Origin of the sequence: Shinella sp. WSD5-1, assembly GCF_963942435.1 — a bacterium.
In the GTDB taxonomy this organism is placed as follows: Bacteria; Pseudomonadota; Alphaproteobacteria; order Rhizobiales; family Rhizobiaceae; genus Shinella; species Shinella yambaruensis.
On the sequence record NZ_OZ012596.1, the window covers coordinates 2,307,612 to 2,323,476 of the forward strand.

The following is a 15,865-nucleotide window of genomic DNA, read 5'->3' on the forward strand; positions in this document are numbered from 1 at the left end:
TTCGAAATTCCGATTCCCGCGGACGGTGCCGGCTTCACGTCGCGCCCGTCCGGCAGTCTAGATGGAACAACCCCATGAAAACCTCCAAATGGGCATTGTTGGTCTATATCGCGATCATCCTCTTCGGGGTGCTCGCGGCCGTGCCCAACGTGCTGACGCCTGAACAGCAGGCGAAATTCGGGCGCTTCCTGCCCGCCAATCCCGTGACGCTCGGCCTCGACCTGAAGGGCGGTTCGCATCTCGTGCTGGAGGTCGATTCGGCGGCGCTGCGCAAGGCGCGCATGGACGTGCTGCTGAACGATACGCGCGCGATCCTGCGCACAGCCGGCGAGCGCGCTTCGGCCGCACGCCTCAGCGGCTCGACGCTGACGATCACGCTGCCCGACCCGGCGGCGCGCGACAAGATCCTGCCGGAGGTGCGCAAGCTCGCGACGCCGACGACGACGCTCGGCTTTACCGCCGGCAGCGCCGATATCGATGTCGCCACCAGCGGCAACCTGATCAATGTCACGCTGACGGAAGCGGGCATCAACGAGCGCATGTCCGCCGCCGTCGAGCAGAGCCTCGAGATCATCCGCCGCCGCGTCGACCAGGTCGGCGTCGCCGAACCGCTCATCCAGCGCGTCGGCGGCGATCGCATCCTCGTCCAGCTGCCGGGCCTGCAGGATCCGACGCGCCTGCGCCAGCTTCTCGGCTCGACCGCGCAGATGAGCTTCCACATGGTCGACCAGACCGTGGATCCGAACGGCGTCGCCCCGCGCGGCGTCATGATCCTGCCCGGCGCCAACGACCCCGGCAAATACGCCGTGGAAGAGCGCGTCGCCATTTCGGGCGATCGCCTCGCGGATGCCAAGGCCGGCTTCGACCAGCGCACGAACGAGCCGATCGTCTCGTTCAGCTTCGATTCCACCGGCGCGCGCCAGTTCGCGGAGATCACCCAGGCGAATGTGGGAAAACCCTTCGCCATCGTGCTCGACGGCAAGGTGCTGACGGCCCCCGTCATCCGCGAACCGATCATCGGCGGCCAGGGCCAGATTTCGGGCAACTTCAACCCGCAGGAAGCGACCGTCCTTTCGGCGCTGCTGCGCTCCGGCGCGCTGCCGGCGCCGCTCACCATCATCGAGGAGCGCACCGTCGGCCCGAACCTCGGCTCCGACTCGATCCGCATGGGCCTCTATACCGGCCTTGCCGGCCTTGCCGCCGTCGTCGTGCTGATGCAGGTGCTCTACGGTTCGTGGGGCCTCATCGCCAATCTCGGCCTCGTGCTGCACACGGTGCTGACCATCGGCACGCTCGGCCTGCTCGGCTCGACGCTCACCTTGCCCGGCATCGCCGGCATCATCCTCGGCATCGGCATGGCCGTCGACGCCAACATCCTGATCAATGCCCGTATCCGAGAGGAGACGGCGGCGGGGGCGGGGGCCATGAAGGCGCTCGACGTCGGCTTCAACAAGGCCTATGCGACCATCGTCGACGGCAACATGACGACCATGGTTGGCATGATCCTGCTCTTCATGTTCGGCTCGGGCCCGGTGCGCGGCTTCGCCATCACCATGATCATCGGCCTTGCGATCTCGATGTTCACCTCCATCACCTTCGTGCGCCTCCTGATGCGCGAGGTGGTCATCCGCCGCAAGATGAAGCGGATCGACATCCATTCGATCTTCGGCAAGGTCTGGAGCATCCCGAACTTCTCCTTCATGCGCGGGCGCTACATCGCCATCGCCATGTCGGCCTTCATCTCGATCAGCTCGATCATCCTGTTCTTCACGCCGGGCCTCAACTACGGCATCGACTTCGTCGGCGGCATCCAGGTCGAGGCAACGTCCAAGACGCCGATCGACCTCGCCCCGCTGCGCGAGAAGATGGAGGGGCTGAACCTCGGTGAAGTGGCCCTGCAGGAATTCGGCCAGGGCACCTCGGTCCTCGTGCGCGTCCAGCGCCAGCCGGGCGGCGAAGAGGTGCAGACGGCGGCCCTGCAGAAGATCCGCGACGGCGTTGCCGAAGTGATCCCGGATGCCAATTTCGAGCGGACGGAAGTGGTCGGCCCGACGGTCAGCACCGAGCTTGCCCGTTCCGGCTTCCTCGCCGTCGGTCTCGGCATGGTGGCGATCCTGCTCTACATCTGGTGGCGGTTCGAGTGGCACTTCGCCGTGGGCGCCATCGCGACGCTGATCCTGGATATCACCAAGATGATCGGCTTCTTCTCGCTGATGCAGATCGACTTCAACCTGACGGCCATCGCCGCGGTGCTGACGCTGATCGGCTACTCGGTCAACGACAAGGTGGTGGTCTACGACCGCATGCGCGAGAACCTGCGCAAGTACAAGTCGATGCCGTTCTCCGACCTCATCGACCTGTCGATCAACCAGGTGGTCATGCGATGCATCTTCACCTCGGTCGCCGTCGCCGCCTCGCTGCTGCCGATGGCGATCTGGGGCGGCGACACGGTCAAGCCGTTCGCCTGGCCGATGCTGTTCGGCGTGGTCGTTGCGACCACCTCGTCGATCTATATCGGCGGCCCGATCCTGCTCTTCCTCAGCCGCTGGTGGAAGGACCGCGATACCGCGCGGGCGGCCGCTTCGGCAACGACGCCGGCAACGGAAGCATAAAACAGAACGGGCGCCCCTGGGGCGCCCGTTTCGTTTCAGGAGAGGCGGCGGGGGCTGAAGGTCTCCGCCGTTATGCCCTCGCGGGCGAGCGGCTCGGGCACCGGGCTTCCGGTGAGGAGGGCGGCGGAAAGGCTGCCGAGGGCGGGCGAGGTCAGGATGCCGTAGCCGCCCTGGCCGGCGAGCCAGAAGAAGGACGGCTCGTCCCCGGCCGGGCCGATGACGGGCAGGCGGTCCGCGGAGAAACTGCGCATGCCGGCCCAGCTCCGGAAAACGCGGCGCACCGTGAGTGTCGTCGCCTCCTCGACATAGTGGGCGGCATAGGCGATGTCGAGCTCTTCCGGCTGCACGTCCGCCGGCTCGCAGGGCGTCTCATCGGCGGGCGAGGCCAGCAGGCGGCCACCCTCCGGCTTGAAGTAGAACAGGTCCTCGATCTCGTTGATCTCCGGCAGGCGGCTCGCGTCGATGCCATCGGGCAGGTCGATGGTGATGGCCGTGCGGCGATGCGGCACGATGCCGGCGGGCGCGACGCCGGAAAGCGCGGCGACCGCATCGGCCCAGCCGCCGGCCGCATTCACCAGCATGCCGGCGGCGATCGTCTCCTCGCCGGCTTCGATCAGCCATCGGCCGCCGGCGCGGCGGGCGCCGGCAAAGCGGCGGCCCTCGACGATCTGGGCACCATGGCGCCGGGCGTGGCGGGCATAGGATTGCAGCAGCGCGTCCACCTCGATGTCCCAGTAGTCGGGGTCGAAATAGGCGGCGGCCGCATAGGCGGGGTCCAGCATCGGCGCACGGGCGAGCATGGCGGCCTCGTCCAGCCATTCCACCGCCACGCCGAGGCTTCTGGCCGTTTCGAAGCGTTCGCGCACCAGCGCCGCCTTCTCCGCCGCGCCGAGGATGATGCTGCCCCGCTCGATGAGCAGCGGCACGGCGGCGAACCCCTCGGGCGGCCGCATCAGGAAAGCATGGCTGGCGCGGGCAAGCGCATTCACCAGCGGCGCATTGTCCCGCAGCGTGAATTCCGCCGCCGAGCGGCCGGTGCTGTGATAGCCGAGCGCGCCCTCCTGCTCCAGCACGGCGACGGAGCGGTGCGGGCTCAGGAAATAGGCGAGCGAAAGGCCGGCAATGCCGCCGCCGATGATCACGATGTCGAATGTCCGCATGACCCGCCTCCGCTGTGGACCCTTGTCCCTCCTGCCTAAGCAAGCCGGCCGCATTCTTCAAATTTATAGGGATGAAAGTGGTTATCAGCCGGATTGATGCGGCTCGCCCCAGCGCCAGGCCGGCACATCGGCCATATGGGCGAGGAAGGCGCGTTCGGCCGGGTTGAGCGCGGAACCGGGATTGGTGATGCGGAAGGTCTCGGTCACCGGCAGGTCGTCATAGGGCGGCAGCTGCCAGAGCTCGCCAGCCGCCAGCGCCGCGCCGGTCAGGTGCACCGGCAGCATGCCGATGCCGGCATTGGCCACCACCAGCCGCAGCACTTCTTCCACGTTGAAGGCCAGCGCCCGTACCTGCTGGCCGAAGGAGCCGATGGCACGCACGGCCGTCACCGGGCCCATATGCGGCCCGCCGAGCACGTCGGCGAGGAAGCTGACATAGGGCTCGCCCCTCAGGTCCTCCAGCCGGGCATCGCGCACGCCGAACAGCCGGTGCCCGCGGCCGCAATAGAGCGCGTAGCGCTCGTAGCAGAAGGGCGTCTTCTCCAATCCCTCCGGAATGATGCCGTCGGAAAGGCCGAGCGTCGCGACGCCCCGCTCCACCGAACGGATGACATCCGTCGTCGTCTCGACCGTCACGCCCATGGTGACGCGCGGATGCTGCCGGAAGAAATCGGCGATCGCCCGGTCCCAGGCCGGATTCATGGCATGGCTGACGGCATGGAGGGTGATGTGGCCGGAAATATCCTCGCCGGAAAGCTGCATGGCCTCCGGCAGGCGCACGATGGCGGTGAAGATGTCGTGACAGAGCGCATGCAGCCGCTCGCCGGCCTCCGTCAGCTCGAAGCGGCCCGGGCTGCGGTCGATCAGCCGGTGGCCGACCGATTGCTCCAGCCGCTTCAGCGCCATGCTGACGGCCGGCTGCTGCAGCAGCAGCCGGTTCGCCGCCCGCGTGATCGAGCCTTCCTCCACTACGACCACGAAGGTGCGCAGCAGGTTCCAGTCGAGATTGTGGGCGAAGCGTTCGAGGCGGTTGATCGGCATGCGCGTAGCTACGGCCAAGGGGTCGGGAAAGGCAAGAGGCGGCGGGCTGGCGTGCCCTGAAATGTGATCGGCAGGCGCCGTTTTTCGCGGAACCAAAAAGGAGCCCGGCGCATTCCGGTCGCCGGAAGAGGGGGAAATGCATTATGTGGCAAAGGTTTAGCACCAGCGGACTCGCGGGAGCCTATCTCGACGAGCTCCTGGCAGGCGGCGTGGAGGCGCGCATGGAGTTTCGCCCGCGGCGGGCGCTGGACCCACATCCGTTTCTGGTCAGCCTTGACGGCGAGGGCAGCGACGAAGCCTTCTTCACGCGGCCCATGGACGGCGTTCGCGGTGAAAACCGCACCCGCTTCGATCCCTGAGCCCGGACAGGTGAAAGGCGGCCGAAGCCGCCTCGACCTGATCGCAACATCGCCCCGACCAATCGCGTCATCCGCGAATTCAACCCGAGGACCCTCGCGGGCCCCGCGGCTTTGCATGATCGGGTCGAGCCCGCCCCCGAGCGAGGAGGGGGATCACTTCATCGTATAGATGTCGATGGAGAAGTACTTGTCGTTGATCTTCTGGTAGGTGCCGTCCTCGCGGATCGCCTTCAGCGCGGCGTTCAGCTTCTCGCGCAGGTCGTTGTCTTCCTGGCGCACCGCGATGCCGACGCCTTCGCCGACGAATTTCGGGTCGGTGATCGGTTCGCCGATCAGTTCGCAGCAGGCTTTGCCGTCGTCGTTCTTGGTGACCCAGTCGAGCAGCGGGATCATGTCGCCGACCTGCAGGTCGAGGCGGCCGTTCGCCATGTCGAGGTTCACCTCGTCCTGCGTCGGGTAGAGCTTGATGTCCGCATCCGGATAGACGGCGGCGGCAAAATCGGCCTGCGTGGTGCCGGACTGGGCGCCGATCGTCTTGCCCTTCATGCCTTCATTGGTGAAATCGGTGATGCCGGCGCCCTTCGGTGCGGCATGGGTCATGGCGGCGAGATAGTAGGGGTCGGTGAAGTTGACCTGCTTCTTGCGCTCCTCGGTGATGAACATCGAGGCGATGATCATGTCGTATTTCTTGGCGACGAGGCCGGGAATGATGCCGTCCCAGTCCTGCGCGACCACGTCGCACTCGACCTTCATCTTCTCGCAGAGCGCAAGGCCGATCTCCACGTCGAAGCCGCCGAGTTGTCCCGCGGAATCCTGGAAGTTGAAGGGCGGGTAGGCGCCTTCCGTGCCGATCTTCAGCGTCTCGGCGAAAGCCGGGCCGGAAAGCAGCGTGGAGCCTGCGAGAGCCAGCGCGAGCAGCATTGTCTTCATGGTCGTTCCCCTGTTGTGATTGTGACCGATGGGGAACGGTAGCGCGGCCTCGTGCATAAACGAAATAGATAGCCATGATGTCGGCTATCATTTCAGTTGATGCGCGAAGCCGCAGGGCCGCGCCCTACCAGCGACCGTGCACATGCGGCGCGACGAGCCGGTAATAGATCTCGCGCGTCGCCTCCATCACGTCGTCCGAAAGCGCCGGCAGGCTTGCGGCCCGGGCATTCGCCTCGGCCTGCGCGGCGTTGCGCGCGCCCGGAATGACGACGCTGACCGCATCGGCCATCAGGATCCAGCGCAGCGCGAAGGCAGCCATGGCGGTGCCGGCCGGCACCAGCGCACGGATTTCCTCGACGGCCTGAAGGCCGGTCTCGAAGGGCACGCCGGCAAAGGTCTCGCCGACATCGAAGGCGTCGCCCTGGCGGTTGAAGTTGCGGTGGTCGTCGGCGGCAAAGGCGGTGTCGCGCGTGATCTTGCCCGAGAGCAGGCCGCTTGCCAGCGGCACGCGGGCGATGACGGCGACCTGGCGGCGGGCGGCTTCCTTGAAGAAGAGCTGCGCCGGGCGCTGGCGGAACATGTTGTAGATGATCTGCACGCTGACGACGCCGGGATATTCGATCGCCTTCAGCGCCTCCTCGACCTTCTCGACGCTGACGCCGTAATTGGCGATCTTGCCGGCGGCCTTGATCTCTTCCAGCGCATGGAAGACCTCCGGACGGTAGTAGACCTCCGTCGGCGGGCAGTGCAGCTGCACGAGATCGAGCCGCTCGACGCCGAGGTTCTTCAGGCTGCGGTCGATGAAGCCTTCGAGGTTTTCCTTGGTGTAGCCATCGGCGACATGCGGGGAAAGCCGGCGCCCGGCCTTGGTGGCCACCATCGGGCGCTGGCCGCCACGGTCCTTCAGGACGTCGGCGATGATCTTTTCCGAGCGGCCGTCGCCATAGACGTCGGCGGTGTCGATGAAGGACATGCCGGCGTCGAGCGCGGCGTTGAGGGCGGCGCGGCCGTCCGCCTCGCTGACATCACCCCAGGCGCCGCCGATCTGCCAGGCGCCGAAGCCGATATCCGTGGTGGTGAAACCCGTGCGGCCGAATTTGCGATGTCTCATAAAAATCTCTCCCGACAAATGCCCAATGAGCGAATGTGTCGGGAGGTAGCACTCCGCTCCGGGGCGGACAAGGAAATCGCTTCTCCGCAAACGGTCAGTCCTGGGTGATTTCCACCAGATAGAAGGCGGTCTCTTCGCCGGCCGGCACGATCTCCGCCGCCGATCCGCCGTCGAGCACGAGCGCATCGAGCGGCTGGAGCCCGACGAGGCCTTCCGGCGTGGAGACGCCGAGCGGTTCCAGCGCCAGCAGCAGACGTTCTCCCGTCGTTTCCGGCAGCGCCACTGCATCACGCGCGACGTGATGCGTCAGCCTGTGCCGGAAGGCGCCGCGTCGGGTCATCACGTTGAGGTCGGTGATCGGCCCTGCCGTGAGGCGCGCCGTGGTCGGCGCATCGGCCGGGAAGGCCAGCGGCTTGGAGGCGGGCGTCAGCAGCGCCTCGCCAAGTCCCTCGATCGAGAGCGCCATGCCGTCTCCGGCAAGGACCGCCAGCGTGCGGTCGATGCCGGGGAAGACGGAGAAGGGCCCGTCGCCCGCCACGCGCGCCATGCTGACGCGCCAGCCGAAATCCGAAAGGCTCGCGCCTTCCGGATGGACGATCACCTCGACCGTCTCGCCGCCGCCGTTCTTCCACGGCATGCGGCGATGGTCGCTGTTGCGCAAAAGTCTCGGTTTATTGTGCATATCGTTCTCCCAAAACCGCTGCGCACTTTCAGGCGATATGCATCAGTTGCCGAGGATGCCCGGCAGGCGCAGGCCCTTTTCGCGGGCGCAGTCGAGCGCGGTGTCGTAGCCGGCGTCGGCGTGGCGCATGACGCCGGTCGCCGGGTCGTTCCACAGCACGCGGCCGACGCGCTCGGCGGCCTCATCCGTGCCGTCGCAGCAGATGACGACGCCCGAATGCTGCGAGAAGCCCATGCCGACGCCGCCGCCGTGATGGAGCGAGACCCAGGTCGCGCCCGAGGCGGTGTTGAGCAGGGCATTGAGCAGCGGCCAGTCGGACACCGCGTCCGAACCGTCCTTCATCGCTTCCGTCTCGCGGTTCGGCGAGGCGACGGAGCCGGAATCCAGATGGTCGCGGCCGATGACGATCGGTGCCTTCAGCTCGCCGTTCTTGACCATCTCGTTGAAGGCGAGGCCGAGGCGGTGGCGGTCGCCGAGGCCGACCCAGCAGATGCGCGCCGGCAGGCCCTGGAAGGAGATGCGCTCCTTCGCCATGTCCAGCCAGTTGTGCAGGTGCTTGTTGTCGGGCAGCAGTTCCTTCACCTTGGCGTCGGTCTTGTAGATGTCCTCCGGATCGCCGGACAGCGCCGCCCAGCGGAACGGGCCGATGCCCTTGCAGAACAGCGGGCGGATATAGGCCGGCACGAATCCCGGGAAGGCGAAGGCGTTTTCGAGGCCCTCGTCCTTGGCGACCTGGCGGATGTTGTTGCCGTAGTCGAAGGTCGGGATGCCCATGTCCTGGAAAGCGATCATCGCTTCGACATGCTCGCGCATCGAGGCGCGGGCGGCCTTTTCGACGGCCTTCGGGTCGCTTTCGCGCTTGGCCTTCCACTCGGCCATGGTCCAGCCCTTCGGCAGGTAGCCGTTGATCGGGTCGTGGGCGGAGGTCTGGTCGGTGACCATGTCGGGGCGGATGCCGCGGCGGATCATCTCCGGCAGGATCTCGGCGGCATTGCCGAGCAGGCCGACGGACTTGGCCTCGCCGGTCTTCGTCCAGCGGTCGATCATCGCCATGGCCTCGTCGAGCGTTTCGGCCTTCTCGTCGATATAGCGGGTGCGCAGGCGGAAATCGATCGAATCGGGGTTGCACTCGACGGCAAGGCACGAGGCGCCGGCCATGACGGCGGCGAGCGGCTGGGCGCCGCCCATGCCACCGAGACCGCCGGTCAGCACCCACTTGCCCTTGAGGTTGCCGCCATAGTGCTGGCGACCGGCCTCGACGAAGGTCTCGTAGGTGCCCTGCACGATGCCCTGCGAGCCGATATAGATCCACGAGCCGGCCGTCATCTGGCCGTACATGGCAAGGCCCTTCTTATCCAGCTCGTTGAAATGGTCCCAGGTGGCCCAGTGCGGCACGAGGTTGGAATTGGCGATGAGGACGCGCGGCGCATCCTTGTGCGTGCGGAAGATGCCGACCGGCTTGCCGGACTGCACGATCAGCGTCTCGTTGTCCTCGAGGTCGCGCAGCGAGGCGACGATCCTGTCGAAATCGGCCCAGGTGCGGGCGGCGCGGCCGATGCCGCCGTAAACGACGAGCTCGTGCGGGTTTTCCGCGACGTCCGGGTCGAGGTTGTTCATCAGCATGCGCAGCGGCGCTTCGGTCAGCCAGCTCTTGGCGGTGCGCTCGGTGCCGGTGGCGGCGCGGATTTCGCGGATGTTGTGGCGGGGATTGTCGGTCATGGCTGGTTCTCCCGGATCAGCGTGTGAGGGTGGAGGCGAGCGCCTCGATACGGTTCAGGATGTCCTTGAGGGGAATGCGCAGTCTTGCGGCCTTCGCCTCGTCGAGGGCGAAGGGCGGGGCTTCCGTGGCAAGGTGGCTGACCTGCGCCAGCTCCATCTGGATGGCGTGCACGCCGGTTTCCGGCCTGCCGTAGTGGCGCGTCGTCCAGCCGCCCTTGAAGCGGCCGTTGAGGATGCTTGTATAGCCCTCGGCCCGGGCGCAGATCTCGAACGTCGCCGTTTCGATTTCCCTGGCGCAGGTGCGGCCCATGTCGGTGCCCACATTGAAATCCGGCAGCCGGCCTTCGAAGAGGAAGGGGATCAGCGAGCGGATCGAGTGGCAGTCGTAGAGGATCGCCACGCCGTGGATCGCCTTGACGCGCTCGATCTCGGCGGCAAGGGCCGCGTGGTACGGCGCGTGGAAATGGGCGAGCCGGTAGGCGATGTCCGCCTCGGTCGGCGCCGCGCCGTCCTTCCAGATATGCTTGCCGTCGAAATCCGTTTCGGGAACGAGGCCGGTCGTGTTCTGGCCGGGATAGAGGCTGACGCCGGCCGGATCGCGGTTGGCGTCGACGACATAGCGGTGGAACGTGGCGCGCACTGTCGTCGCCTCCGGCAGCAGGCCGGCATAGAGACGCTCGATGTGCCAGTCCGTATCCGCGAGGATGCGGCCGTTATCGTTCAGGCGCTCCCAAATATCGGCCGGCACATCCGTACCGGTATGCGGAAAGGCGAGAATGACGGGCGAGGTGCCCTGGTGCGTTTCGAAGAGGGCGCTCATTGGACGGCCTCCGGGTGGCGCTCACCCCCCTTTGCCCGGCCGGGTATCTCGCCCACGAGGAGCATGGTTATCGCATATGGCGGGAAACCGTTGCCCCATCCCCTTCTCCCCCGCGGGGAGAAGGTGCCGGCAGGCGGATGAGGGGGGTGGCGAAGGCGCAGACGACCCGTCAGAGTCACCCCCTCATCCGACCCTTCGGGCCACCTTCTCCCCGCGGGGGAGAAGGGGAGAACGGCAACGTCGAACTCCATGGGCGATTGCCCTGTCCTTGAGGGGGAGATGCCCGGCAGGGCAGAGGGAGGTATGTTCGCGAAAATACTCATCCTCAAGCCTCCAGAACCGGCAGGATGCCCTTGGTGACGGAGGCGGCGAGCGCGCCGGAGGAGACGAAGGTGCTGGCGGCGGCAAGGTCATGCGCCATGTAGCGATCCTCTTCCAGCGTCGCGACGACCGTGCGCAGCGCGGCGACGACCTTCTGCAGCTCCGGGCTGGTGACGAGCGGGGCGCGGAACTCTATGCCTTGAGCGGCCGTCAGCGCCTCGATGCCGATGATGGCGGAGAGGTTCTCCGTCATGCGCAGGAGGCGGCGGGCGCCGTGGCAGGCCATGGAGACGTGGTCTTCCTGGTTGGCGGAGGTCGGCGTCGAATCGACCGAGGCCGGATGCGCCATCTGCTTGTTCTCGCTCATCAGCGCGGCCGAGGTGACCTCCGCGATCATCAGGCCGGAATTGAGGCCCGGCTTCCTGGCGAGGAAGGCCGGCAGGCCGAAGGAGAGGGCGGGATCGACGAGCAGCGCGATGCGGCGCTGGGCGATGGCGCCGATCTCGCAGGCCGCGATGGCGATCTGGTCGGCGGCGAAGGCGACGGGCTCGGCATGGAAGTTGCCGCCCGAGACGACGCTGTCGTCGGAGAGGACCAGCGGGTTGTCGGTGACGGCATTGGCTTCGATTTCGAGCGTCCGGGCGGCGGCACGCAGCAGATCGAGGCAGGCGCCGTCGACCTGCGGCTGGCAGCGGATGCAATAGGGATCCTGCACGCGCTCGTCGCCGGTGATGTGGCTTTCGCGGATGACGGAGCCGGCAAGCAGCGCGCGCAGCGCGGATGCGGCGTCGATCTGGCCCTTGTGGCCGCGCAGCGTGTGGATATCCGGATGGAACGGCGCGGAGGAACCCATGGCCGCGTCGGTGGAAAGCGCCCCGGTGACGAGGGCGGCCTGGGCGGCGCGATGGGCGCGGAAGAGGCCGGCGAGCGCCAGGGCGGTCGAGACCTGCGTGCCGTTGATGAGGGCAAGACCCTCCTTGGCGGCGAGGACGACGGGCTTCAGGCCCGCCTTTTCCAGCGCCTTGCCGCCGGAAAGGTGCTCGCCGGCGTGAAAGGCCTCGCCTTCGCCGATCATCACCGCCGTCATGTGGGCGAGGGGGGCGAGGTCGCCGGAGGCGCCGACGGAGCCCTGTTCCGGGATGACCGGGATGACGCCCCTGGCCTGCATCGCCTCGATGAGGCGCACGACCTCGATGCGCACGCCGGACGCGCCGCGGCCGAGCGAGATCAGCTTCAGCGCCATGATGAGGCGGACGATGTTCTCGGCAAGCGGTTTGCCGACGCCGCAGCAATGCGACAGGATCAGGTTGCGCTGGAGGGTCGCGACGTCGGCCGGCGCGATCTTGATGGAGGCGAGTTTGCCGAAGCCGGTATTGATGCCGTAGACCGGCTCGTCGCCGCCGGCGATTTGCGCGATGCGCGCGGCGGCCTTCTCGATTCCGGCGTCGAAGGAGGCGTCGAGCTTGGCGGCCTCGCCGGTCCAGTAGATGGTTTCAAGGGTCTTGAGGGGCACGGAGCCCGGATGGAGCGTGATCGTCATGGTGCATTCCCCGATGCAGCGCTGTGCTGCTTACTGGATGGATCAGTGTCCGCTGCGGATACGGGCATGCATGGGGTTGAAGCCCATGCGGTAGACCAGTTCCGCCGGCCGGCCGATGTCCCAGAGGACGAAATCGGCCCATTTCCCGGCTTCGAGCGTTCCCACTTCGTCGACGAGGCCGAGGGCACGGGCGGCCTCGCGCGTCGTGCCGGCAATGCATTCCGTAACGGTCATGCCGAAGAGGGTCGCGGCCATGTTCATGGTGAGGAGCAGCGAGGTGAGCGGCGAGGTGCCGGGATTGGCGTCCGTCGCGACGGCCATCCTGACGCCGTGCTTGCGGAAGAGATCGACCGGCGGCTTCTTTGTCTCGCGGATGAAGTAGAAGGCGCCCGGCAGGATGACGGCGACGGTGCCGGCCCTGGCCATGGCCGCCGCGCCCGCATCATCGGTATATTCGAGGTGGTCGGCCGACAGCGCGCCATAGCGGGCAGCCATTTCCGCGCCGTGGAGGTTGGAAAGCTGGTCGGCATGCAGTTTCACGGGCAGGCCGTGCGCCTTGGCGGCGTCGAAGACCCTGGCCATTTCTTCCGGCGAGAAGGCGATGCCCTCGCAGAAACCGTCGACGGCATCGGCAAGCCCTTCGGCCGCGACGGCCGGCAGCATCTCACCGATGACCTTGTCGATATAGGCCGCCTTGTCGCCGTTCATTTCCGGCGGCAGCGCATGGGCGCCGAGGAAGGTGGTGCGCACGGTGACGTCGCGCATCTCCGCGATGCGCCGCGCGGCGCGCAGGGATTTCACCTCGTTCTCGGTGTCGAGGCCGTAGCCGGATTTCAGTTCGACCGTCGTCACGCCCTCGGCGATCAGCGCGTCGAGGCGGGGCAGGGTCTGGCGCACCAGCTCGTCCTCGCTCGCGGCGCGCAGCGCCTTGACGGAGGAGACGATGCCGCCGCCGGCCCGCGCGATCTCCTCATAGGAGGCGCCGTCAAGGCGCAGCTCGAATTCGTGGGCGCGGTCGCCGGCATGGACGAGATGGGTATGGCAGTCGATGAGGCCCGGCGTGATCCAGCGGCCTTCGCAGTCGATGGTCTCGGTGGCGGAGAATTCGGCGGGAAGATCGGCCTCGGGGCCGGCAAAGGCGATGCGGCCGTCGCGGACGGCGATCGCGCCGTTCTCGATGATGCCGAGGTCCGGCAGGCTCTCCTTCAGCGTCGCAAGCCGGGCATTGCGCCAGACTTGGGGACTGTCCTTTTCCGGTGTCGTCATCGTGATTGCCTCTTCCCTGTGATGGATATAATGTATATACATAATTGCGAGAGGCGCAAGAGCCAATTTGCCGGCGCGGCGCCAGGATGCACCATCGGGAGAAGGAACGGGCCATGGCCGTCATTCATGCAAGGCAGGCGCTGCTTACGGGCGGCTGGGCGAAGGATGTGCGTATAGACATCGTGGACGGCCGCATCGCGACGCTCGAAACCGGCGCCGCGCCGGCGCCTGGCGACGAGCGCCACGACACCGTCGTCGCCGGCATGCCCAACCTGCACAGCCACGCCTTCCAGCGCGGCATGGCGGGGCTGGCGGAAACCCGCGGGCCGGGCAGCGACTCGTTCTGGAGCTGGCGCAACGTCATGTACCGCTTCGCGCTTTCCATGACGCCCGACGATGTGGAGGCCGTTGCCGGCCAGCTCTATGTCGAGATGCTGGAGGCGGGCTATACGCGCGTCGGCGAGTTCCACTACCTGCACCACGACAAGGACGGCGGGCACTATGCCGATATCGCCGAGATGGCCGCGCGCATCGCCGCCGCGGCGTCCAAGACCGGCATCGCGCTGACGCTGCTGCCCGTCTTCTACGCCCATGCCGGCTTTGGCGGCACCGCGCCGGGCGAGGGCCAGCGCCGCTTCATCAACGACCGGCAGTCCTATGCCGCATTGCTGGAGCGCTGCCGCGCGCTGACCGATGCGCTGCCCGCCGGCATCACCGGCGTCGCCCCGCACAGCCTGCGCGCCGTCACCCCGGAGGAGCTTTCCGACGTCGTGGCGATGGCGGGCGACGCGCCGGTCCACATCCATATCTCCGAGCAGGTCAAGGAAGTGGAGGACAGCATCGCCTGGTCCGGCCGCCGTCCGGTGGAATGGCTGCTCGACAACCAGGCGGTCGATGGCCGCTGGTGCTTCATCCATGCGACGCATATGACGGAGGCCGAGACGCGCGGCATGGCGAAGGCCGGGGCGATCGCCGGCCTCTGCCCGGTGACGGAGGCCAATCTCGGCGACGGAACCTTCCCGGCGCCGGATTTCCTTGCCCATGGCGGTCGCTTCGGCGTCGGCTCGGATTCCAACGTGCTGATCGGCCTGCCGGACGAGCTGCGCCAGCTCGAATATTCGCAGCGTCTCGCCCACCGCGCCCGCAACGTGCTCGCCGCCCCCGGGGGCTCGACGGGCCGGGCGCTCTTCGACGGCGCGCTTCTTGGCGGCGCGGCGGCGCTCGGCGTCGAATCGGGCCTTTCGGCCGGCAGCCCCGCCGATTTCGTCAGCCTGAAGGCCCGCCATGGCCTCGATCTTGCCGGCGATGCGTTGCTCGACGGCTGGATCTTCGCCAATGGTGCTAAGGTCGATTGCGTCTGGGTGAATGGCCGCCGGCAGGTCGAGGGCGGCCGCCATGTGGCGCGCGAGGCGGTCGGCCGGCGCTTCACGGCCACCATGCGGGCATTGGCCGAGGCCTGAGGACGTATTGAAAGGCGGCCCCGCCTTTCTTATGACTTTTCCGGACCGGGCGAATCTGCGCCCGGCAAGCGCGGAGGCGACCATTTCCACTCTCGGGGACAACAGGCAGGCCGAGGCCAAGGAGCCGTCGCTGCACCGCCGCATCCTGGAGGATGTGGAGGGCAGGATCCTTTCGGGCGAATGGCCGCCGGGCCACCGCATTCCCTTCGAGCACGAACTGACCGAGCAATACCAGTGCTCGCGCATGACGGTGAACAAGGCGATCACCGAGCTGGTCAAGCGCGGCCTGATCGAGCGCCGGCGCAAGTCCGGCAGCTATGTCACCCACCCGCACGCCCAGTCGGCGGTTCTCGAAATCCACGACATCCGCCTGGAGGTCGAATCGCTCGGCCTGCCGTATCGCTACGAGCGGCGCACGCGGGTAAACCGCGCTGCGAAGGCTGGTGACCGGCGGCTGATGGCGCTTTCCGAATCGGCCCGGCTGACCGAGATTTCTGCCCTGCATTTTGCCGGTGCCCAACCGTTCTGCCTGGAGGACCGCCTGATCAACCTGGAAGCCGTGCCGGAAGCCGTCGACGAGAGCTTCGACGAAACCGCGCCCGGCGCCTGGCTGATCAGCCGCGTGCCCTGGAGCGCCGCCGAACACCGCATCCGCGCCGTCGGTGCCGATGCCCGGGCCGCCGGGCTCCTGGCGATCGCGCCCGGAACGCCCTGCCTCGTCGTCGAGCGCCGCACCTGGAGCGGCGGCCTCTACGTCACCCATGTACGGCTGACCTATCCCGGTGAAAAACACGAGCTCGTCGCCGAGTTCGCCCCCTCGCATCCCAAGCAGGGCGCATAGGAC

13 protein-coding genes are annotated in these 15,865 nt (G+C 67.3%); 4 read left to right on the forward strand and 9 right to left on the reverse strand.

From position 1 onward, the window contains the following. The first annotated feature begins 74 nt into the window (after nucleotides 1-74). Complete coding sequence (gene secD, locus AABQ55_RS11305) at nucleotides 75-2,612, forward strand: protein translocase subunit SecD (protein ID WP_272805078.1); 2,538 nt, start codon at nucleotides 75-77, stop codon at nucleotides 2,610-2,612. A 35-nt stretch (nucleotides 2,613-2,647) separates the two neighbouring features. Here secD and AABQ55_RS11310 read toward each other — a convergent pair whose 3' ends face one another. Continuing rightward, on the reverse strand, nucleotides 2,648-3,772 hold the full coding sequence (locus tag AABQ55_RS11310; RefSeq protein ID WP_272805079.1) for an NAD(P)/FAD-dependent oxidoreductase: 1,125 nt from the start codon (nucleotides 3,770-3,772) through the stop codon (nucleotides 2,648-2,650). 84 nt (nucleotides 3,773-3,856) lie between these two features. After that, nucleotides 3,857-4,813: a LysR family transcriptional regulator gene (locus AABQ55_RS11315; RefSeq protein WP_244765847.1), complete on the reverse strand. Its 957-nt coding sequence runs from the start codon at nucleotides 4,811-4,813 to the stop codon at nucleotides 3,857-3,859. 143 nt (nucleotides 4,814-4,956) lie between these two features. Between AABQ55_RS11315 and AABQ55_RS11320 the strand changes: the two genes are divergently transcribed. After that, on the forward strand, nucleotides 4,957-5,172 hold the full coding sequence (locus tag AABQ55_RS11320; protein WP_244765846.1) for a hypothetical protein: 216 nt from the start codon (nucleotides 4,957-4,959) through the stop codon (nucleotides 5,170-5,172). Nucleotides 5,173-5,325: 153 nt separating this feature from the next. Here the strand turns inward: AABQ55_RS11320 and AABQ55_RS11325 are convergent, their stop codons facing one another. From AABQ55_RS11325 to hutI, 7 genes are all read right to left on the reverse strand, one after another. Continuing rightward, complete coding sequence (locus tag AABQ55_RS11325; RefSeq protein WP_272805080.1) at nucleotides 5,326-6,102, reverse strand: ABC transporter substrate-binding protein; 777 nt, start codon at nucleotides 6,100-6,102, stop codon at nucleotides 5,326-5,328. A gap of 124 nt (nucleotides 6,103-6,226) precedes the next feature. After that, a complete protein-coding gene (locus AABQ55_RS11330) occupies nucleotides 6,227-7,213 on the reverse strand; it encodes an aldo/keto reductase (protein WP_272805081.1) in 987 nt (328 codons plus the stop codon). A 94-nt stretch (nucleotides 7,214-7,307) separates the two neighbouring features. After that, on the reverse strand, nucleotides 7,308-7,895 hold the full coding sequence (locus AABQ55_RS11335) for a HutD/Ves family protein (RefSeq protein ID WP_272805082.1): 588 nt from the start codon (nucleotides 7,893-7,895) through the stop codon (nucleotides 7,308-7,310). A 42-nt stretch (nucleotides 7,896-7,937) separates the two neighbouring features. Next, nucleotides 7,938-9,614 carry a urocanate hydratase gene (gene hutU / locus AABQ55_RS11340; RefSeq protein ID WP_272805083.1) on the reverse strand — a complete coding sequence of 559 codons (1,677 nt, stop codon included), beginning with the start codon at nucleotides 9,612-9,614 and terminating at the stop codon, nucleotides 7,938-7,940. Nucleotides 9,615-9,630: 16 nt separating this feature from the next. Next, nucleotides 9,631-10,434, reverse strand: a complete 804-nt coding sequence (hutG, locus tag AABQ55_RS11345; RefSeq protein WP_272805084.1) for an N-formylglutamate deformylase — start codon at nucleotides 10,432-10,434, stop codon at nucleotides 9,631-9,633. Between the two features lie 325 nt (nucleotides 10,435-10,759). Then, entirely contained in the window at nucleotides 10,760-12,295 is a 1,536-nt protein-coding gene (gene hutH, locus AABQ55_RS11350; protein WP_272805085.1) for a histidine ammonia-lyase, read from the reverse strand. 42 nt (nucleotides 12,296-12,337) lie between these two features. Next, nucleotides 12,338-13,561 (reverse strand): imidazolonepropionase, encoded by a 1,224-nt coding sequence (gene hutI / locus AABQ55_RS11355; RefSeq protein WP_272805086.1) that lies wholly within the window; start codon nucleotides 13,559-13,561, stop codon nucleotides 12,338-12,340. A gap of 113 nt (nucleotides 13,562-13,674) precedes the next feature. Between hutI and AABQ55_RS11360 the strand changes: the two genes are divergently transcribed. Together AABQ55_RS11360 and hutC are read left to right on the forward strand one after the other, a co-directional pair. Further along, a complete protein-coding gene (locus tag AABQ55_RS11360; protein ID WP_272805087.1) occupies nucleotides 13,675-15,021 on the forward strand; it encodes a formimidoylglutamate deiminase in 1,347 nt (448 codons plus the stop codon). Between the two features lie 31 nt (nucleotides 15,022-15,052). Next, nucleotides 15,053-15,862 (forward strand): histidine utilization repressor, encoded by an 810-nt coding sequence (hutC, locus tag AABQ55_RS11365; protein WP_272805088.1) that lies wholly within the window; start codon nucleotides 15,053-15,055, stop codon nucleotides 15,860-15,862. Nucleotides 15,863-15,865: the final 3 nt, after the last annotated feature.